The sequence below is a fragment of the Sphingobium lactosutens genome, from assembly GCF_013393185.1.
GTDB classification, from domain to species: Bacteria; Pseudomonadota; Alphaproteobacteria; order Sphingomonadales; family Sphingomonadaceae; genus Sphingobium; species Sphingobium lactosutens_A.
The window spans coordinates 1-19,415 of record NZ_QJQX01000070.1 but is presented as its reverse complement, the minus strand read 5'-3'; the positions used below and the strand labels follow the sequence as shown (position 1 = coordinate 19,415).

At 65.7% G+C, this 19,415-nt stretch carries 19 protein-coding genes; 12 read left to right on the top strand and 7 right to left on the bottom strand.

What is annotated here, in order from left to right; all coding sequences use genetic code 11:
• Window positions 1-269: 269 nt before the first annotated feature.
• From DM806_RS19035 to DM806_RS19020, 4 genes are read left to right on the top strand one after another with little or no spacing between them, the layout of a single operon-like run.
• The gene (locus DM806_RS19035) at window positions 270-1,805 is read left to right on the top strand and encodes an MFS transporter (RefSeq protein ID WP_179044734.1); all 1,536 of its coding nucleotides are present in this window, start codon (window positions 270-272) and stop codon (window positions 1,803-1,805) included.
• A 10-nt stretch (window positions 1,806-1,815) separates the two neighbouring features.
• Window positions 1,816-3,006, top strand: coding sequence for an SGNH/GDSL hydrolase family protein (locus tag DM806_RS19030; RefSeq protein WP_179044733.1), 1,191 nt, complete (start codon window positions 1,816-1,818; stop codon window positions 3,004-3,006).
• Window positions 3,003-3,968: a glycoside hydrolase family 43 gene (locus DM806_RS19025; protein ID WP_179044732.1), complete on the top strand. Its 966-nt coding sequence runs from the start codon at window positions 3,003-3,005 to the stop codon at window positions 3,966-3,968. The genes DM806_RS19030 and DM806_RS19025 overlap by 4 nt, the downstream gene beginning before the upstream one ends.
• Before the next feature lie 40 nt (window positions 3,969-4,008).
• Entirely contained in the window at window positions 4,009-5,055 is a 1,047-nt protein-coding gene (locus tag DM806_RS19020; RefSeq protein ID WP_179044731.1) for a LacI family DNA-binding transcriptional regulator, read from the top strand.
• 4 nt (window positions 5,056-5,059) lie between these two features.
• Here the strand turns inward: DM806_RS19020 and DM806_RS19015 are convergent, their stop codons facing one another.
• The 7 genes from DM806_RS19015 to rhmD all read right to left on the bottom strand — a co-directional run bounded on the left by DM806_RS19015 (window position 5,060) and on the right by rhmD (window position 11,813).
• A complete protein-coding gene (locus DM806_RS19015) occupies window positions 5,060-5,878 on the bottom strand; it encodes an alpha/beta hydrolase (protein WP_179044730.1) in 819 nt (272 codons plus the stop codon).
• The gene (locus DM806_RS19010; RefSeq protein ID WP_179044729.1) at window positions 5,865-6,905 is read right to left on the bottom strand and encodes a glycoside hydrolase family 43 protein; all 1,041 of its coding nucleotides are present in this window, start codon (window positions 6,903-6,905) and stop codon (window positions 5,865-5,867) included. The genes DM806_RS19015 and DM806_RS19010 overlap by 14 nt, the downstream gene beginning before the upstream one ends.
• Window positions 6,905-7,969 carry an L-rhamnose/proton symporter RhaT gene (rhaT, locus tag DM806_RS19005; protein ID WP_179044728.1) on the bottom strand — a complete coding sequence of 355 codons (1,065 nt, stop codon included), beginning with the start codon at window positions 7,967-7,969 and terminating at the stop codon, window positions 6,905-6,907. The genes DM806_RS19010 and rhaT overlap by 1 nt, the downstream gene beginning before the upstream one ends.
• Window positions 7,966-8,868 carry an amidohydrolase family protein gene (locus DM806_RS19000; RefSeq protein ID WP_179044727.1) on the bottom strand — a complete coding sequence of 301 codons (903 nt, stop codon included), beginning with the start codon at window positions 8,866-8,868 and terminating at the stop codon, window positions 7,966-7,968. The genes rhaT and DM806_RS19000 overlap by 4 nt, the downstream gene beginning before the upstream one ends.
• Before the next feature lie 130 nt (window positions 8,869-8,998).
• Window positions 8,999-9,748: an SDR family NAD(P)-dependent oxidoreductase gene (locus DM806_RS18995; RefSeq protein ID WP_179044726.1), complete on the bottom strand. Its 750-nt coding sequence runs from the start codon at window positions 9,746-9,748 to the stop codon at window positions 8,999-9,001.
• Window positions 9,745-10,602, bottom strand: a complete 858-nt coding sequence (locus DM806_RS18990) for a fumarylacetoacetate hydrolase family protein (protein WP_179044725.1) — start codon at window positions 10,600-10,602, stop codon at window positions 9,745-9,747. Before DM806_RS18990 ends, DM806_RS18995 begins: the two co-directional genes overlap by 4 nt.
• A 26-nt stretch (window positions 10,603-10,628) precedes the next feature.
• A complete protein-coding gene (gene rhmD / locus DM806_RS18985; RefSeq protein WP_179044830.1) occupies window positions 10,629-11,813 on the bottom strand; it encodes an L-rhamnonate dehydratase in 1,185 nt (394 codons plus the stop codon).
• A 246-nt stretch (window positions 11,814-12,059) separates the two neighbouring features.
• Between rhmD and DM806_RS18980 the strand changes: the two genes are divergently transcribed.
• From DM806_RS18980 to kduI, 8 genes are all read left to right on the top strand, one after another.
• Window positions 12,060-12,884 (top strand): IclR family transcriptional regulator, encoded by an 825-nt coding sequence (locus tag DM806_RS18980; protein ID WP_256869399.1) that lies wholly within the window; start codon window positions 12,060-12,062, stop codon window positions 12,882-12,884.
• Between the two features lie 23 nt (window positions 12,885-12,907).
• Window positions 12,908-13,672, top strand: coding sequence for an SDR family NAD(P)-dependent oxidoreductase (locus DM806_RS18975; protein WP_179044723.1), 765 nt, complete (start codon window positions 12,908-12,910; stop codon window positions 13,670-13,672).
• Between the two features lie 115 nt (window positions 13,673-13,787).
• Window positions 13,788-14,594: a rhamnogalacturonan acetylesterase gene (locus DM806_RS18970; RefSeq protein ID WP_179044722.1), complete on the top strand. Its 807-nt coding sequence runs from the start codon at window positions 13,788-13,790 to the stop codon at window positions 14,592-14,594.
• Window positions 14,591-15,565 (top strand): alpha/beta hydrolase, encoded by a 975-nt coding sequence (locus DM806_RS18965; protein WP_179044721.1) that lies wholly within the window; start codon window positions 14,591-14,593, stop codon window positions 15,563-15,565. The genes DM806_RS18970 and DM806_RS18965 overlap by 4 nt, the downstream gene beginning before the upstream one ends.
• The gene (locus DM806_RS18960; protein ID WP_179044720.1) at window positions 15,562-16,317 is read left to right on the top strand and encodes a (Fe-S)-binding protein; all 756 of its coding nucleotides are present in this window, start codon (window positions 15,562-15,564) and stop codon (window positions 16,315-16,317) included. Before DM806_RS18965 ends, DM806_RS18960 begins: the two co-directional genes overlap by 4 nt.
• Window positions 16,314-17,735 carry a lactate utilization protein B gene (locus DM806_RS18955; RefSeq protein ID WP_179044719.1) on the top strand — a complete coding sequence of 474 codons (1,422 nt, stop codon included), beginning with the start codon at window positions 16,314-16,316 and terminating at the stop codon, window positions 17,733-17,735. The genes DM806_RS18960 and DM806_RS18955 overlap by 4 nt, the downstream gene beginning before the upstream one ends.
• On the top strand, window positions 17,732-18,346 hold the full coding sequence (locus DM806_RS18950) for a LutC/YkgG family protein (RefSeq protein ID WP_179044718.1): 615 nt from the start codon (window positions 17,732-17,734) through the stop codon (window positions 18,344-18,346). Before DM806_RS18955 ends, DM806_RS18950 begins: the two co-directional genes overlap by 4 nt.
• Before the next feature lie 99 nt (window positions 18,347-18,445).
• The gene (gene kduI, locus DM806_RS18945; protein ID WP_179044661.1) at window positions 18,446-19,279 is read left to right on the top strand and encodes a 5-dehydro-4-deoxy-D-glucuronate isomerase; all 834 of its coding nucleotides are present in this window, start codon (window positions 18,446-18,448) and stop codon (window positions 19,277-19,279) included.
• Window positions 19,280-19,415: the final 136 nt, after the last annotated feature.

The following is a 19,415-nucleotide window of genomic DNA, read 5'->3' as shown; positions in this document are numbered from 1 at the left end:
GCAGACGGCGGGATGGGGATCGGAGTTGGAAGGACGATCCCCGTCAGGCCCGGCTGAAGGATGCCGTCAGCGCGCCATGCGCTGGCGGCATTTTTCATGCTGGTCCAAGTCAATAAGTCGGACATGTTTGCCTTGCGAAAGTCTCATATAATATTATAGTTGTTCACTATGTGGCACAGGGATGAGTCCCTTTCGGCCATGTCGACGCGGCGGCAAGAGCAGAACCGATCGATCGCGGCGAGCCAGAATGATTAGGCGGAGGATCTGAATTGCCCGATACTGCCCCACCCGCAAGCGCCCCCAAAGGCCGTCCGGTTCGCCTGCAAAATTACCTCGCCTATGGCTCGAACGACGTGCTCGGCGCGGGATCGATGGCGGTCATCTCCGGCTGGGTGCTGATCTTCTACACCCAGTTCTGCGGCCTGACCGCGGGACAGGCGGCGACCATCTTCGCAGTGGCGCGCATCCTCGACGCCTTCGCCTCGCCGATGATCGGCTATATTTCCGACCATTTCGGATCGACCTGGCTGGGCCGCAAGTTCGGCCGCCGCCGCTTCTTCATCCTCGCCGCCATTCCGCTGCTGCCCAGCTTCGCGCTGATGTGGCTGCCGGGGCAAGGCTTCTGGTATTATCTCGTCAGCTATGTGCTGTTCGAGCTGGTCTATGCGATGGAGATCATTCCGTTCGAAACGCTGGCCGCTGAAATGTCGAGCGACTATCGCACCAAGGCGAAGTTCGCCGGATCGCGCATCCTCTTCGGTCAGGCGTCGGCGATCCTCGCGGGCTTCCTGCCGCTCTGGCTTATCAACGCGCTCGGCCGCGACAGCGCCGACACCTTCTTCTACATGGGCATCATCTTCGCCGCCCTGTTCATGGTGACGGCGGGGCTGCTCTATCTGTTCAGCTGGGAACGGCATATGCCCGGATCGCTGGCGGCTGTGCCTGAACGGGCGCAAGCGGGCGGCGCGGGGCAGGCGCTGAAGGCGCTCTACCGCAACCTTTTCTCGACCATGCGCATCCGCGCCTTCCGCCTGCACCTCGGCATGTATCTGGGCGGCTATATCAGCCAGGACATCTTCAACGCGGCCTTCACCTTCTTCGTGATCTTCGCGCTGGCGGGGTCCACCGCCATCGCCTCGGGTCTGCTCGGCACCATGTATATCGTCCAGTTCGTGGCGGTCATCATCGCCATCAACCTCGCGCTGCGCGCCTCGCCCAGCCGCGCCTATCAGGTCGCCGCCGCCGACTTCGCGGTGGGCGTGTTCGCGCTGATCGGCCTGTGGCTGCTCGGCGTTCCCGCCACTTCGCCCTGGATCTGGCTGCCGATCATCCTCGCGGGCCTCGGCCGTGGCGCGCTCAACTATATCCCCTGGGCAACCTACAATTATATGGCCGACGTGGACGAGATCGTCACCGGCCAGCGGCGCGAGGGCAGCTTCGCCGGGGTCATGACCTTCGTGCGCAAGGCAACGCAGGCCGCCGCCGTCGCGGGCGTGGGCTTCATCATGCAGGCGGGCGGCTTCGTGTCCGGCGCGCAGGCGCAGAGCCACGGTGCGATCCTGACCATGGCGCTACTGCTGGGCGTCGGCACGGTCGGCTGCCTGTGCTTCGGCATATGGGTGTCCACCCGCTTCCGTCTCAGCCCCGCGACCCACGACATATTGATGCGCGAGATCGAGCATCTGCGCAGCGGCGCGCGCACGCCCAGTTCGCCCGGCGCGGCCATTGTAGTCGAGGATCTGTCGGGCTGGCGCTACGACCAGCTCTGGGGCAACAACCCGGTGGCGCAATCGGCCGCGAAATAAGGGAATCAGGATGACGGGACGGATGATGTTCGGCGCGACGCTGCTGCTCGCGCTCGCCACGACGCCGGCGCAGGCGGACAACTGGTCGCGCAGCTGGATGGCCGCGCCGCTGGTGTCGAAGGCGCCGCCGGAAAAGCGCCCCGACCTCAATAACCGCACCCTGCGGCAGGTCGTCCGCATCAGCAGCGGCGGCCAGCGTATCCGCCTTCGCCTCTCCAACGAAATGTCGACCCAGCCGCTGCTGCTGGGCGCGGTCCATGTCGCGCTGGCGGGCGAGAATGGCGAGACGCTGCCGGGCACGGATCATGTCGTGACCTTCAACCAGGCGCAGGGCGCGACCATCCCCGCCCGCGCGCCGTTGCTGAGCGATCCGATCGCGATGCAGGTGAAGCCGCTCACCCGCCTCACCATCAGCATCCACCTGCCGCAGGGCGCACCCGACGCCACGGTGCACAGCTATTCCGCCGCCACCGGCTGGACCGCGCCCGGCGACCAGACCGCCGCGCCTCGCCTGTCGGACTCGACCACGCTCGGCCCGCGCGTCATCATCTCCGGCGTCGAGGTGGAAAGTCGCAAACCCGGCGCCACCATCGTCACGCTGGGCGATTCCATCACCGACGGGGTGCGCGCCACCCCCGACAGCAATCGCCGCTGGCCCGACCTGCTCGCCGAACGGCTGCAACAGGCGGGACGGACATCGGTCGGCGTCGCCAATGCCGGGATCAGCGCTAACCGGCTATTGTCCGAAGGCGACGGCTATAACGCCCTCGCCCGGTTCGACAGCGACGTTCTCGCCGTGCCCGGCGTCACCCATGTCGTGATCCTCGAAGGGGTCAACGACCTTGGCAACGCCGCCCGCAGCCAGCAGCCGATGCTGCCGCCCGCAGCGCTGATCGGCGCCTATCGACAGATGATAGCCCGCGCCCACGACCGGGGCGTGAAGGTCATCCTCGCCACCATCCTGCCCTATAAGGGCGCGGGCTATTGGAGCGCGGAGGGCGACGCCGCGCGCATGGCCGTCAACGCCTGGATTCGCGACAACAAGGAGGCCGACGGCTTCGTCGATCTCGACAAGGCGATTGCCGACCCCGCCGATCCCGCCCGCATGGCCAAGCCCTATGATGTGGGCGACGCGCTCCACCCCAATGATGAAGGATTCCGCGCCATGGCTGCCGCCTTCGACCTGAAGCTGTTCCGATGATCGCATCGCTGCTGATGCTCGCCGCCGCCGCAAGCGGCCCGATTGCGCCCAAGCCGCTGTTCCGCGACCCGGTGCATGACGGCGCGGCCGACGCCTCGACCGTGCGCGACGCGAAGACCGGCGAATGGGTGATATTCTACACCAACCGCCGCGCCAACATCGCACGCGCGGATGCGAAGGATGTCAGCTGGGTCCATGGCACCGCCATCGGCGTCGCCCGGTCGAAGGACGGCGCGCACTGGCGCTATGACGGCACGGCCGCCATTCCCAAAAGCTGCACCGGCGACACGCTCTGGGCGCCCGAAGTCCAGTGGCTGAAGGGCGAGTGGCACATGTGGCTGACGGTGGTGCCGGGCGTCTTCCGCGACTGGAACGCACCGCGCTTCATCGTCCACCTGAGCAGCCCGGACCTCAAACAATGGACCTGCGGCGAGCGGCTGGAACTGGGTTCGGACCGGGTGATCGACGCCAGCGTCCTCGCCTTGCCGAAAGGCGGCTATCGCCTGTTCTTCAATGATGAAAAGCAGAACAAGGCCATCATCACCGCCGACAGCCCGGACCTGATCCACTGGACAGTCAAGGACCGGCTGACGCAAACGCCCGGCGAAGGGCCGAAGGCGTTCCGTTGGAAGGGGCGCACCTGGCTGATCTCCGACGCGTGGAAGGGGCTGCTGGTCATGCGCTCCGACGACGGCGAGCATTGGACCACCCAGCCGGGCCATATCCTCGCCACGCCCGGTACCCAGCCGACCGATCGCGCCAAGGGCCAGCATCCCGATATCGTCGTCGCCGGCGAACGCGCCTATATCATCTACTTCGTCCATCAGGAGGGCGAGGATGCGGCGAAGAGCGACCCCGAATATTATCGTCGCACCGTACTCCAGATCGCTGAACTCAAGGAAAAGGACGGTGTCATCAGCGTCGACCGCGACATGCCGACCCATGTCCGCCTAAAACCCTGAGGCCGTTTTCCTGCACCGCAAAAGCGGCTAGGACCGGGGCATGAAAAGCCCGAAGAAGAAGCCGCCGACGATCAAGGAAGTCGCCGCCCGCGCCGGGGTGTCGGTCATGACCGCATCCCGCGCGATCAATGGCAAGGCGCTGGTCAGCGCCAAGGCGCAGCGGGCGGTGGAGCAAGCGGTGGCGGAGCTGGGCTATGTCCCCAACGCGTCGGCCCGCGCGCTGGCGGGCAGCGCCGACCGCCGGGTCGCGCTGCTGCACAGCAACAGCACCACCTCGGCCTATCTGGGCGAACTGCTGCTGGGCGCGCTAAGCGAGGCGCCGCAGCGTCACCTCCATCTGGTGGTGGAGCAATGCGCGCCGGGCGCCTTCGCCCCGGAAATCGTCGAACAAGTCGCCAAGGCGCATGTCGCGGGCGTGATCCTGCCGCCGCCGCTGTGCGACTGGGCGGAGCTGGTGGAGTTGCTGCAGGCGCGCGACATCGCCGTGGTCGGCATCGCACCCGACCGCGAAGGCGCGGGCATGCTCTCGGTCGGGATCGACGACCGCCACGCCGCCTATGACCTGACCCGCCATCTGATCGACCTTGGCCATCGCCGAATCGGCTTCATCGAGGGCAATCCTCGCCACCGCGCCAGCGCGCGCCGATTGCAGGGCTTTCGCGAATGCCTCGCCGATCGCGGCATTACCTTCGACGAACGCTGGATCGTGCCGGGCGACTTTTCCTATCGCTCGGGCCTCGACGCGGCGGAGCAGCTGCTCGGCCTCGACACCCCGCCCAGCGCCATCTTCGCCTGCAATGACGACATGGCCGCCGCCGCCATCACCGTGGCGCACCAGCGCCGGATCAACGTGCCGGCGGACGTGACCATTTGCGGCTTCGACGATACGCCGCTGGCCAGCGCGATCTGGCCAGCGCTGACCACCATCCGCCAGCCGATCCGCGACATGGCGCGCGAGGCGATCGGCCTGCTGGGGGCGCATTTCCGCAACGAGGATGAAGGCGTGGAGAATGAAGCGCTTGGCCGGGTGAAGCTCGACTATCAGCTCATCCGCCGCCAGTCGGACGCGATCCCCGCGCGGCACTAAGGCGTCACAAGAACCCCACCTGCCGCAACCACGTCTCGCACAGCAACGGCCACACCGACACCGGCAAGCCCGGCGTATCAAGCGCAAAGCCATGCGGGGCGTCGGCGAAGACATGGAGTTCCGCGCTTCCTCCCGCCGCGCTCAGCGCCCGGTGCAGACGACGGGCGTTCTCCACCGGCACCACCGGGTCATTGCCGGCATAGACGATGAAGGCGGGCGGCGGATCGGGCAGCAGCTGCGCGTCGGGCTGGAGCGCATCATAGAGCGCCTGCTTTTCCACCGGCGGCAAGGGCGGCTTGTCGGCGATGATCGTCCGCCCCTTCGCATTGGTCGAGATGGGCGCATAGCCCACCACCAGCACATCCGGCCGCTGCGGCTCCACGGAACCCCACTCAGCCGGATAGTCGGCGATCAGGCAGGAGGCGAGATGCCCGCCCGACGACAGGCCGACCGCGCCCAGCCCCTCAGCCGCGAAACCACTCTCGCGGATCATCCGCATCGCCGCCAGCGCATCGTCGAGCGGCGCGGACGGGCCGGTCCCGGCATGGGGGAAGCGGTGGATCAGGACGAAGGCGTGATAGCCGAGCGCGTTCAGCCAGCGCGCCACCTGCACGCCCTCCCGCCCCGCCATCAGCGCGGTATAGCCGCCCCCGCCGAGCACCAGCATCGCCCGGCCATTGGGGGTTTCGGGCGCATAGCCGAGCAGCACCGGCCGATCGACGGCGGTGACTACTGCTGTTTCGGGCGCAGCCGCTGCATCCTCCAGCGTGAAAGCACCGCTCGCCGCGTCGCGCAGCGGCCAGACCAGATCAGCAGCCAGCATCTTTTGTCTCCATCGGGCATCCGTGCGTGGGCCAGGCCTCGCCATCCAGCTCGACCGCCTCACGCACCACCTCGACCCGGTCGCCCGCGTCGCGCATCTCGTAGAATTTGGCCAGCGCCCGCTTGAACGGGCGATGCAGCACCATCATCAGCCGCCCGTCGAACGCGCGGAAGATCATGCCATGGCCGCTGTCGCGCTCGACCAGCGGGCCAAGCTGCTCCCAAGGCCCGGCGATCGTTCCGCTCTTCGACCGCGCCTGCGCCTGGACATAGCCGTCCTTGCCCCAGCTCGACCAGAGCATCAACAAGGTGCCGGTCTTCGTGCGAAACAGTTCCGGCCCGTCCGTTACATAGCCGGTGTCGCCCTCGGGCTGTTTCTGCCCGACCACCCAGTCGGCCTCATTGGCGCGGAACAGCAGGCGCGGCCTGCCGGCGGGCGAGAGGTCGTCCTTCAGCGGCAGCGCCTCGATCGTGCCGACGCCCGTCTGCATCCATTCATGGGCATAGACCATCCACGGCTTGCCCGCCGCATCGACATGCAGCGTGCCGTCGAGGGTCATGTCGCTCGCCGCCGTCGGCGGTTCGCCCCTGTGGATAAGTGTGTAGGGACCGTCGACCCGATCCGCCACTGCCAGCAACGTCGCGCGCCGGTAAAGCGGGCGCTTGCCCGTGGAAGCGATCGCCGCGCGATCATTATGGAAGGTCGCGAACAGATACCAGCGCCCCTTCCACTGATGGACTTCGGGCGCCCAGCCGCCTTCATTGGCCCAGCCACCCTCGGGCAGGGCGAAGACCAGTTTGGGCCTCTGCCAATGGGCCAGGTCGTCGCTGGCATAGGCCATGATGCCCAGCCGCTTGTCGCCCGTCACCGCCGGGTCGTTTTTCGAGAAGAGCCAGTAGGTCTTCGCGCTCTCCTCGGCGACCACCCATGGATCATGGATGCGCAGATGCGACGTCAGCAGTGGCGCGTCGGCCGCCCCGACCGGAACCGACAGGCCCAGCAGCAGGGCGGTCAGGACCATCCGCATCAGCTGGCCAGCCGGTTGCCGTAACCGATGATGAGCGTGGCGAAGATCAGCAGGCCGACCCCGCTCCACACCATGCGGCGCACGGCGGGCGCGGCATCCTTCCATTCGCGGAAGGCAAAGCCCCAGCAGGTGCCGAAGATGATGATCGAGGCCATGTGCAGCGTCCAGCTGGAAAAGCCGAAGCGGCCCATCTGGCTTTCGCCCATCGTGTAGAAGAAGAACTGGAAATACCAGGCGGTGCCCGCCACCGCGCAGAGCAGGAAATTGGGCAGCAGTTTCGGACGGTGCCCGCTGGCGTCGGGCGCGCCGGCCCACTGGCCCGCCGACCTGTTCTTCGCGATCAGCCAGCCGCACCAGAGCGCGTTGGTGATGAGGCCGCCGAACATGACGAGGCAGAGCGTCGGCAGGCCGGTCCAGAGCGGGCCGGTGCCGGCGGCGGCGGAGAGCGCCTTGACCGGCTCGCCCGCCGCCAGGCCGAAGGCGAAGCAGCTCGACATGATGCCGGAGAAGACCGCGACGGCGATGCCCTTCCTGAAATCGAACTCGGCGACGGCAGCGGCCTTCTGCTCCGCCGACAGCGCCTCATCCTTGCGCGCGCCGGCGCGGGCGACGACGACGATGCCGGCGATCGTGACCGCCAGCCCCAGCAGCACGATCTGCCCGTGCAGGGTGCCGGCGATCTGCGTCATGAACGTCCCATCGAAGATCGGCGGGATCAGGGTGCCGAACACGGTGCACAGCCCCAGCACCACCGCCATCCCCAGCGACAGGCCGAGATAGCGCATGGTCAGGCCATAGGTGAGGCCGCCAAAGCCCCAGAGGAAACCGAAGAAGACGCACCAGCCGACCACGGAGGACGGCACTCTGGCCATCACCCCCATCAGGTCGTTGGTCTGGATCGAGGCGAAGAACCAGGGCGCGATCACCCAGGAAAAGATGCCGCCGGTGAGCCAGAATATCTCCCAGTTCCAGCGTTTGACGCCCCGAAAGGGAACGTAGAAGCTGGCCGAGGCGAAGCCCCCCAGCCAGTGGAAGAGAACGCCGAGCAGTGGATTGGGGGTCATAGATCAAGGCCCAGTCGATAGAGGCGATTGGCATTGCCGGCGAAGAGCGCGCGGCGATCGGCTTCGGGGAAGTCCGCAACGATGGCGTGATAGGCTTCCAGCGAACGATCGATGGGCGCAAACAGCTTGTCGGTCGGCGTGTCGCTGGCGAAGGCGCAACGCGCGACGCCGAACAGATCGATCGCCTCGCGGATGAACGGCTCGACGCTCTCGCGGGTCCAGTCGGGACGGATGAAGCCCATGCCCGACAGCTTGACCGCGACATGGGGCAGCGCGGCGAGCGCCTTCATGCCACGCCGCCAGTCCTCCAGCCCGTCCGGGTCGGTCAGCACCGGCATGCCGATATGGTTGATGATGACCGCTATGTCGGGATGGCGCTCGATCAGCGCGGCAAGGCCCGGCATCTGCCCCGGATAGCATTGCAGGTCGAACGACAGGCCATGTTTGGCCAGCAGCGCATAACCTGCCTGCCATTGGGGATCGACGGTCAGGTCGACCGGCCCATAGGTGCGCTTCGGGCTGGGATGCCAGTTGACGATATGGCGGATGCCCTTGACGCGGGGATGCGCCGCCTGCGCGGCCAGCAGGGCGTCGAGGTCGGGGTCATTCAGCGCGGCGAAGGCAACGAAAGCGGTGGGCAGACCCTCCGCTTCGGCAAGGCCATCGAGCCATTGCGTTTCCCGCACCGCGCTCTCGGCGGCGGCCCCGGCATCGACATGGACGGCGCCCACGACATTCCAGCGGGCAAGGTCGGCGCGATACTGGGCCACGCCATAATCATGGGCGATCGCCTCGACACTGCCGTTAGGCCCCTCGTCCGTGAAGGGCGGGGTCAGCCAGTCGTAGCGGATGTGGTTCAGGTCCCACAGGTGGATATGGGCATCGACAAAGGGGATCATGCAATCCTCTCCCGTGGTGAAAAAGCGGCGCTCCGGCTCTTGGGTGGCCGGTCGCGCCGCGCAACTTACGGAAGCGATTTCTAATCAGATGCCTGCATCTGATGACTCGGAAATCGCGTACAACAGATAATCAGAAGGTGGTACGCCCGCCCGACGTGTCGAAGGTCGACGCCGTGGTAAAGCTGCATTCCTCGCTGGCCATGAAGCAGACCATCGCCACCGATTCCTCGACCAGGCCAAGACGGCCCATCGGGATCTTCGAGCGCATATAGTCGACCTGGCTCTGGGGCAGCTGCTCCAGGATCGGACTTTCGAAGGTGGCGGGGGTCAGCGCATTGGCGATCACGCCCTTGCCCGCCAGTTCCTTGCCGATGCTCTTGGTGAAGCCGATCACGCCCGCCTTGCTCGCGGAATAGGCCGAGGCGTTGGGATTGCCTTCCTTGCCCGCGACCGAGGCGAGGTTGACGATCCGGCCATAGCCGTTTTCGAGCAGGAAGGGCACGACTTCCCGGTTGCAGTAGAAGAGGCCGTTCAGGTTGATGTCGATCACCCGCTGCCAGCTGTCGACCGGATAGTCCCACGCCGTGGCGGTCGCACCGGTGATGCCCGCCGAGCAGATGAGGACGTCGACCTTGCCCAGCGCGTCGGCGCTTTCCTTCGCGGCGGCGGCGACGGCGGCCTGATCGGACACGTCGAGCGCCACCACATGGGTTGCACCGACCTCCGCTTTCGTCGCGGCCAGTGCGTCAGCGTTCAGATCCCAGAGCACGACCTTGCCGCCTTCGGCGACGATGCGCGCGGCGACCAGCTTGCCAAGGCCCGACGCGCCGCCGGTGACGATGGCGCAGCGTCCCTCATAACGACCGGAAAAGACGCTCATCCCAGCACCTCGTCGCCCAGGTGACGCCATTCCACCACAGCCTGCTTCTGGGTGCCGAGCTTCTCGATGCCCAGTTCCATGACGTCGCCGGCCTTCAGGTAGATGGCGTTGGGCTTCTTGCCCTCGCCCACGCCCGGAGGCGTGCCGGTGATCATCAGGTCGCCCGGATAGAGGGTGATATATTCGCTGACATAGGAGATGAGCTGGGCGACATTGAAAATCATCGTCTTCGTGTTGCCGGTCTGCATCCGTGTCCCATTGATGTTCAGATACATGTCCAGATTCTGCGGGTCGCCGACCTCGTCGGGCGTCACCAGCCAGGGGCCGACCGGGCAGAAAGTGTCATGGCCCTTGCCCTTGCTCCACTGGGTGCCGCGCTGCTTCTGGTTGAAGCGTTCCGACACGTCGTTGACCAGGGTATAGCCCGCGACCTTCGACAGCGCTTCCTCTTCGGACACGAAGCGGCAGGTTTCGCCGATCACCACGCCCAGTTCGACTTCCCAGTCGCCATGGGTCGAGTTCTTCGGCAGCACGACTTCGTCATTCGGGCCGTTCAGCGACGACAGCGCCTTCATGAACATCATCGGCTCAGTCGGGATCGGCAGGTTGGATTCGATCGCATGATCCTCATAATTGAGGCCGATGGCGACGATCTTGCCGATGCCCTTGACCGGCACGCCATAGCGCGGCTCGCCTTCCACGACCGGCAGCGCGTCGATGTCCGCGCCCTTCGCCTTGGCGAGGGTGGCGACGGTCAGTTCGGGGACGACCGCCGACAGGTCGCGAATCTTACCCTCGCTGTCGATGACGCCGGGCTTTTCCTGGCCACGCTGGCCGTAACGAACGAATTTCATGGGATCGGTCTCTCTTTAACAGGCAATCAATGGGTGTAAGGGCGGTGCATCGCGATGTCGGGGTTCAGGTCGACGCCGAAGCCCGGCTTGTCGAGCGCGCTCACCTTCATGCGGCCATTTTCCGGCACCGGTTCGCCCAGCAATTGCGGGTGGAACATCGGCACCACTTCCGTCGGCCCCGGATGCATCATCAGGAATTCGGCGAAGGGCGAATTGTGGCGGGTGATGACGAAATGATAGCTGTAGACCGACGATCCGTGCGGCACGACCATCTTGCCATGGGCGTCGGCCAGCGCGCTGATCTTGAGCAATTCGGTCACGCCGCCGCACCAGCCGACATCGGGCTGGATGATGTCGCAGCAGTCCATTTCCATCAGCATGCGGAAGCCCCAGCGGGTCGCCTCATGCTCGCCGGTCGTCACCAGCATGCCCTTGGGCACGTTGCGCTTGAGCTGCTGATAGCCCCAATAATCGTCGGGGCTGATCGCTTCCTCGATCCATTTGAGGCCGAGTTCATGGGCAGCGATGGCAAGTCGGGTGGCATAGTCGACGTCCAGCGCCATCCAGCAGTCCCACATCAGCCAGAAATCGTCGCCGACCTTCGACCGCATATCGGCCAGTTCGGCGATATTCTTCTTCAGGCCCTCGACGCCTTCGGCCGGGCCATGGTGCAGCGCCATCTTGCCGCCGATGAAGCCGAATTCCTTCGCCTTGTCCGGCCGCGCGCCGGTGGCGTAGAATTGCAGTCCGTCGCGCACCGCGCCGCCCAGCAGATGATAGACCGGCTCCTGCCGCAGCTTGCCGAGCAGATCCCACAGCGCCAGATCGACGCCGGAAATGGCGTTGATGACCAGCCCCTTGCGCCCATAATATTGGGTCGAAAAATACATCTGGTCCCAAATCTTCTCATAGTCGGTCGGCGAGCGGCCTTCGAGGAAGCGGGCGAGATGCTTTTCCACGATATAGGCGGCCGGTTCGCCGCCGGTCGTCACCGCGAAGCCGACGGTGCCGTCCTCCGCCTCGATCTCCACGACCAGCGTGCCCAGCACGTTGATGCCGAAGCTCTGGCGCGACTGGCGATATTCGGGATAGCGCGACATCGGCGTCGCGATGTGATCGTCGATCCAGTGGCCTTCGCCCTGGTCATGATAGTCGGCGCCACCGCCGCGCACGGTGAAGGCACGGACATGTTTGATTTTCGGCAAGGTCACGATCGGCACGCACTCACTCCTTGAGCCTGTCCGCTGTCCAGATTGTGGGAAACAGCGGCAACTACTTCCAATATATGGTCAAACTCGCATGATGCCGGGCGAGTTGAGGGTCTGGCGTGATCGAGAAGAATCATGTCGGCCCCTCCTTCGCCCTTGTTTTTCTCATTTTGTGGGATAGAGTATTAGTAGATGAGACAAAATTCGTCAAACCCTGAATTGGGCCAGGGATCAGGAGAGCGAGCGGACATGTCGACGGCCCCAGAAACGACGGCCCCGGAAAAAGCCGAGCCGGCCAAGGCGTCGGGGTCGCAGACCCTGCAACGGGGGCTGGACCTGCTGGATCAGGTGATCGACGGCCCGATCAAGCTGGCCGAATTGTCCGAACGCATGGGGCTGACCCGGTCGACCACGCACCGGCTCGCCAATGCGCTGGTGGAGCGCGGATTCCTGACCTTCCTGCCGCGCGAGGGCTACCAGCTGGGGCCGAAGCTGCTCCAGCTCGGCTTCCTGGCGCAAAGCCAGGCCGACGTCGTGCAGATCGCCCGCCCGCATATCGAGGCGCTGGCCGCCGCAAGCGAGGATGTGGTGCATCTGGGCCGGCTCGATGGCGACCAGGCGCTCTATCTCGACAAGATTCCCGGCCGCCGCCGCGTCGAAATCTCCAGCCGGATCGGCGACCGCCAGCCGCTGACCTCCACCGGCCTTGGCAAGGCGCTGCTGCTCGACGATCCCGAAGCCAACTGGCACCGCCTGTTCGACGCCGACCAGGCCGCCGGCACCCATCCCATCGCCTATGAGGCATGGCTGGAGCGGATGCGCGGCTATGCGACGGCGGGCCGCTCCTTCGATCTGGAGGAGAATGAAGATCAGATTCGCTGCGTCGCCGCGCCGATCCGCGACGCTTCGGGCGCCATCGTCGCCGCCATCAGCCTGTCGAGCGCCGCCCAATATATGGACGACGACCGGATGCAGGTGCTGAGCGAAGAAGTGCGCGCGACCGCGCAGAAAGTCAGCGCCGATCTGGGCTGGACCCCCGGCGTCAAACCACCCCGCCGCCCCGTGCGGCGCTAACTTCCACAGGAAAGACCGATCCCATGAAGCTGCTTGAAGGCAAGACCGTCCTCGTCACCGGCGCATCGACCGGCATCGGCCGCGCCGCCGCCATCGGCGCCGCCCAGCATGGCGCCGACGTCGTCATCAATTATGCCAGCAGCGACGGCCCGGCCGCCAGTTGCGTGGCGGAGATCGAGGCGCTGGGCCAGCGCGCCATCGCCGTGAAGGGCGACGTCGCCAACCCGCAGACCGCGCAGGATTTCGTGGCGAAGGCAGTCGAAGCCTTCGGCAAGGTCGACGTGATGGTCAGCAATGCGGGCATCTGCCCCTTCCACGCCTTCCTCGACATGCCGGTCGACGTGGTGGAGCGCACCTTCAAGGTGAACCTGCACGGCGCCTATTTCATGGTGCAGGCCGCCGCGCAGCAGATGGTTCGCCAAGGCCATGGCGGATCGATCGTCGCCGTCTCCTCCATCTCGGCGCTGGTCGGCGGTGAATATCAGACCCATTACACCCCGACCAAGGCGGGCGTGCATTCGCTGATGCAGTCCACCGCGATCGCGCTGGGCAAGCATGGTATCCGCTGCAACAGCGTCCTGCCCGGCACCATCCTGACCGAAATCAACAAGGATGACCTGGCCGACGTCGAAAAGCGTAAATATATGGAGGCCCGCACCCCGCTCGGCCGCCTTGGCGCGCCGGAGGATCTGGCCGGGCCGATCGTCTTCCTTGCGTCCGACATGGCCGCCTATGTCACGGGCGCCGCGCTGCTGGTCGACGGCGGCATGTATGTGAACCTTCAATAATTATCGTCATCCCCGCAAAGGCGGGGATCCATCTCCTGACCTAGTCCCAGATGCAACGTTGCGAGATGGATTCCCGCCTCCGCGGGAATGACAGAGGGGAAAAAGGAAGTCGCCCATGAGGATCGCTCCCAGAATCGCCGCCGCCCTGGCAGCCTTGCTTGCCGCCCAATCCGCGCACGCCACGCATCCGGGCGACACGATCCTCATCGCCAGCGATTCCACCGCTTCCACCTACAAGGCGGATCGCTATCCCCAGACCGGCTGGGGCCAGATGCTGCAATGCGGCCTCTCGTCGGACGTCCGGGTCAGCAACCACGCCATGGGCGGCCGCTCCACCCGCACGTTCCTGAGCGAAGGGCGTTGGGAAAGGCTGCTTGGCGAAGTCACCCCCGGCGACACGGTGCTGATCCAGTTTGGCCATAATGATCAGGCCCGGAACAAACCCGAACGCTGGGCGCCAGCCCAGACCGACTATCGCAACAATCTGATGCGCTTCATCTGGGACGTCCGCACTGCAGGCGGCACCCCCGTGCTGGTGACGCCGGTCGCGCGGCGCAGTTTCGGCCCGGACGGCAAGGCGAAAGCCGATTATCCCGACTATTCCGGCGTCATGCGGCAATTGTCGGCCGACCTGCACGTGCCGCTGATCGATCTTGAGTCGCTGTCGCGCGCCTGGTTGGATAAGGCTGGAGCGGACGCGGCCAAGGCCTATTATCTCCATTACACGCCGCAGGACGGCATCGCCGCCTTCCCCAAAGGCATCGCCGACAACACCCATTTCAGCGAAGTCGGCGCCCGCAACGTCGCCAATCTGGTAGCAGGTGGCCTGAAAGCGCTGAACCTGCCCATTTCCGCAAAGGTGCTGGCCGACCGCGCGGCCCTCGCCCGCACCACCCCACTGGGAAAGACGAGCTGCCAATGACGAGCATTGACCGACGCGAACTCATGACCGGCGCGATCGCCGCAGCGACCGCCGCTTCATTCGCTCCTGCCGCCATGGCGCAGGGTTTCCCGGTTCCACAGGGGTTCGAGCGTTTTCCGATCTGGCCGGGCCAGGCGCCCGGCGGCGAGCGCGTGACCGTGCAGGAGATCGAAACCAAACGCCGCCCGGACAGCGGCCCGGACGACACCGCCTTCACCCACATCGTCACGCCTACGCTGACCATGTTGCGCCCGGCAAAGCCCAATGGCGCGGCGATGATGCTGATACCGGGCGGCGGCTATGCCCGTGTCGCGATCGGCCATGAAGGCTATAAGATCGCCCGCCGCTTCGCCGAGGCAGGCTATGTCTGCTTCGTACTGCTCTACCGCCTGCCCGGCGACGGCTGGGCCGCCGGCCCGCAAGCGCCTTTGCAGGATGCCCAGCGCGCCCTGCGCCTCGTCCGCGCGCTCGCGCCCAAGGAAAAGTTCGACGCCAACAGGATCGGCGTGATGGGTTTTTCCGCCGGCGGCCATCTCGCCGCCTGGCTGACCAGCCGGACGCCTGCGGAGACCTACAAGCCCATCGACGCCGCCGACCGCGAACCGATCAGGGCTGCGGTCGCCGCCTATATGTATCCGGTGATCCAGATGGAGGGGGCGTTCGTGCATCAGGGGTCTCGGACCCAGCTTCTTGGCCCCAACCCGACGCCTGAGCGGCTGCGCGCCTATTCGCTCGATCAGGATGTGAGCGCGGAAACGCCGCCCGTCTTCTTCGCCCATGCGCTGGACGACAAGGCGGTGCCGCCCGAAAACAGCCTGTCCATGCTGGCGGCGCTGCGGGCGAAGGGCATCCCGACCGAATGCCATCTGTTCGAAAATGGCGGCCATGGATTTGGGCTGGTACCCGAACCGGCCGCCCCGGCGCACTGGCCCGACCTTTTCCTATCCTTCGCGAAACGCCACGGACTATGACCAGAAACGTCGCCCTCTTCGTCACCTGCCTGGTCGATGTCATGCGTCCGCGCATCGGCTTCGCCGCGATCCGCGCGCTGGAGGCAGCGGGATGCGACGTGGTCGTGCCGCAGGGCCAGACCTGCTGCGGCCAGCCCGCGCTCAACAGCGGCGACCGCGACCATGCCGCCGCGCTGGCGAAGCAGACGATCGAGGCGCTCGAACCCTATGAAGCGATCGTCGTCCCCTCCGGCTCCTGCGCGGGTACGATCCGCTGCCACTATCCCGAAATCTTCGAACATGACGCGGCATGGCTCCCCCGCGCGCAGGCGGTGGCGGGCAAAACATGGGAAGTCATGGCCTATCTCGATCAGGTCTGCGGCTGGAAGCCGGAGGGCGTCACGGTCGATGCAAAAGCCACCTATCATGACAGTTGCTCCGGCCTGCGCGAACTCGGCATCAAGGCGCAACCGCGCCGTTTGCTCAAGAATATCGACGGCCTGACCTTCGCGCCATTGCAGGGAGAGGAAACCTGCTGCGGCTTCGGCGGCACCTTCTGCGTCAAATATCCCGCCATCTCCAACGCTATCGTCGGGGAAAAGGCCGACGCCATCGACGCCACCGGCGCCGACCTGCTGCTTGCCGGGGATCTTGGCTGCCTGATGAACATGGCGGGCAAGCTCAACCGCAAGGGGAGCAAGGTCCGCGCCTTTCACGCCATCGAACTGATCGCGGGCATGGGCGACGGCCCGGCCATCGGGGAAGAGGCATGAGCAGCTTCACAGCCAAAGCCGACACGGCGACCTTCAAAGAACGCACCGACGCCGCGCTGGCCGACCGCATCCTCAAGGTCGCGGTCGAGCGCACCGCCGGCACCGCCGAAACCAAGCGCGGCATCGCCGTCGCCGCCTTCCCCGATTTCGACGCCGCGCGCGACCGCGCCGCCGCGATCAAGGATCATGTCGTCGCGCACCTCGGCCACTATCTGGAGATGTTCGAGGCGAACGCCGTCGCCGCCGGCGCGAAGGTCCATTGGGCCAGCACCGCCGACGAAGCCTGCAAGATCGTCATCGACCTCTGCAAGGCGGCGAACGCCAAAAGCGTCGCCCGCTCCAAATCCATGCTCGGCGAGGAGATCGGCCTGCCCCATGCGCTGGCCGAAGCCGGGATCGGCCGGGTCGAGACCGACCTCGCCGAACATATCATCCAGTTGGCCGACGAGCGTCCGTCGCACATCATCTGGCCTGCCATGCATAAGACGCGCGAGCAGGTTTCCGCCCTGTTCAAGGCGAAGCATCGCAGCCCGCATGAGGAAGAAACTATCGCCGCCATGGCCGAAAGCGCCCGGAGACAGTTGCGTGGCGAAATGCTGGGCGCGGATGTCGGCATTTCGGGCGCGAACTTCCTGATCGCGTACACGGGCGCGATCTGCACCGTCACCAATGAAGGCAATGCCGAACTCTCGCTCGTGCCGCCCCGCGTCCATATCGTGACGGCGGGGATCGAGAAGATCGTGCCGTCCATGCCCCACGCCGTCCACATGCTGCGGATGCTGGCGCGGTCGGCCACCGGTGCGGCGCTGACCCAATATACGACCTTCTACACCGGCCCCAAACGCCCCGGCGACCGCGACGGGCCGGAAGAGATGCATATCGTGCTTGTCGACAATGGCCGCACGAAGATGCGCGAGGAAGGGCTGGCCGAGATGCTCCGCTGCATCCGTTGCGGCGCGTGCATGAATCACTGCGTCGTCTTCCGCCAGATTGGCGGCCATGCCTATGGCGGCACCTATCCGGGGCCGATGGGGTCGGTGCTGACGCCGGTGTTCGATGGCCTGCCGCAAAGCCGCGACCTCGCCCACGCCTGCACGCTCAACGGCAAATGTCAGGAAGTGTGCCCCGTCCGCATCCCGCTCCCCACCCTGCTCAAGGGCTGGCGCGAGAAGAGCTGGCGCGAAGGGCTGGAGCCAACCTCGATGCGCGTCGGCCTTGGCGTCTGGGCCTGGGTCGCCAGCCGCCCTGCCCTCTATCGTTTCGGCACCGGCATCGCCGTGCGCGCGATGCGCCTGCTGGGCCGCAAGGGCTGGATCGACAGGCTCCCGCTCGCAGGCGGCTGGACCCAGTATCGCGACATGCCCAGGCCCGCCGCGCAGACCTTCATGGCCCAATATAATAAGGAGCGCCGCAAATGAGCGCCCGTGACGCCATCCTCTCCCGCCTCAAAAGCACCGCGCCCGGCCCCATCGAGGCCGAAGCCGCCGCCCTGCTGACCGCCCCCGAACGTCCGGCCGTGGACGAATCCGCGCTCGAGGCCGAATTTCTCGCCCGCCTCGCGCTCCCCAGCGTCAACGCCAGCCATGACGTTATCGCCGCCATGGCGGACCTGCCCGCCGCGATCGCCCGCTATCTGGAGGGACAGGGCGAGCACCTCACCCTCTACCTGCCCCCCGATCCGCGCCTCGCGACCTGCGACTGGACCGGCTTCACCCTCCACGAGTCCGCCGCCCCCGACGAAGCCGCCACCCTCGCCATAGCGCGCAAAGGCATCGCCGAAACCGGCTCGCTCGTCTTCGAAACCTCGCCGCAAGCGCCGATGCTTCCGAATTTCCTGACCCTGCATCATATCGTGCTGCTGGCGGTGAAGGACATCGCGCCTTATCTGGAGGACGCCCCCTTACCGGGCGTCCAGCCCCGCGCCCATTATTGGGTGACGGGCGTATCGGGCACGACCGATATCGAGGGCAGCTATGTTCGCGGCGCGCATGGCCCCCGCTTCCTCCATGTCATCCTGCTTCGCGATTAATCACCGCATGGTAGAACTTCATTCCACATTACGGGAATAAAGGCTTACTTTCGCGTCGCCGGGCGCTATAAGCAGGAAAAATCCCCGAAGGAGATTCCTGTGTTCGAGAAGACCTATCACGCGACGCACCCTGACATGATGGAGTGCGTGGACAATGAGAGCCTGCGCGACCGTCATCTGGTGGGCGGCATGTTCGTCGAGGGTGAGGTCGTCCTCAACTACAGCCATAATGAGCGGTTCGTGATCGGCGGCGCGGTGCCGGCCGGTGGCAGCCTGAAGCTCCCCGACCAGACCGAGCCGGCGTCGGCGGCGGGCCATCCCTTTCTGGAACGCCGTGAAGCGGGCTTCGTCAATATCGGCGGACCCGGCGCGATCACCGTCGACGGCGCCCGCTACGAAATCGGCAACAAGGAATGCCTCTACGTGCCCATGGGCACCAAGGAAGTGATCTTCGAGGGCGCCGAAGCGCGCTTCTACATCGCCTCGCTGCCCGCCCACAAAGCCTTCCCGGTCAAGAAGATCACGCTGGAGCAAGCGAACCCGCTGGAGCGCGGCGACCTCGCCAACTCCAACCATCGCACCATCTATCAGCTGGTGATCCCCGGCGTGTGCGAGAGCGCGCAGCTGCTGCTGGGCCTCACGGTCCTCGAAACCGGCAGCGTGTGGAACACCATGCCGCCGCATCTTCATGACCGCCGTAGCGAAATCTATCTCTATTTCGACCTTCAGGGCGGCGACCGCGTCTTCCATTATATGGGCGAGCCGGACGCCATGCGTCACATCGTCATCGAGAATGAGGAAGCGGTCATCTCTCCGCCCTGGTCGGTGCATATGGGGTCGGGCACCAAGAGCTATGCCTTCATCTGGGCGATGGGCGGCGAGAATCTCGACTATACCGACATGAACGTGCTGGACATCTGCCAGCTGCGGTAATTTGCCGTCATCCCCGCGAAAGCGGGGACCCATCTCCCGACCGTGGCGCTGGACGTGAGGCATGGGAGATGGGTTCCCGCCTGCGCGGGAATGACGAAGGAGACATGACATGACCACCCCCTTCGATCTTTCCGGC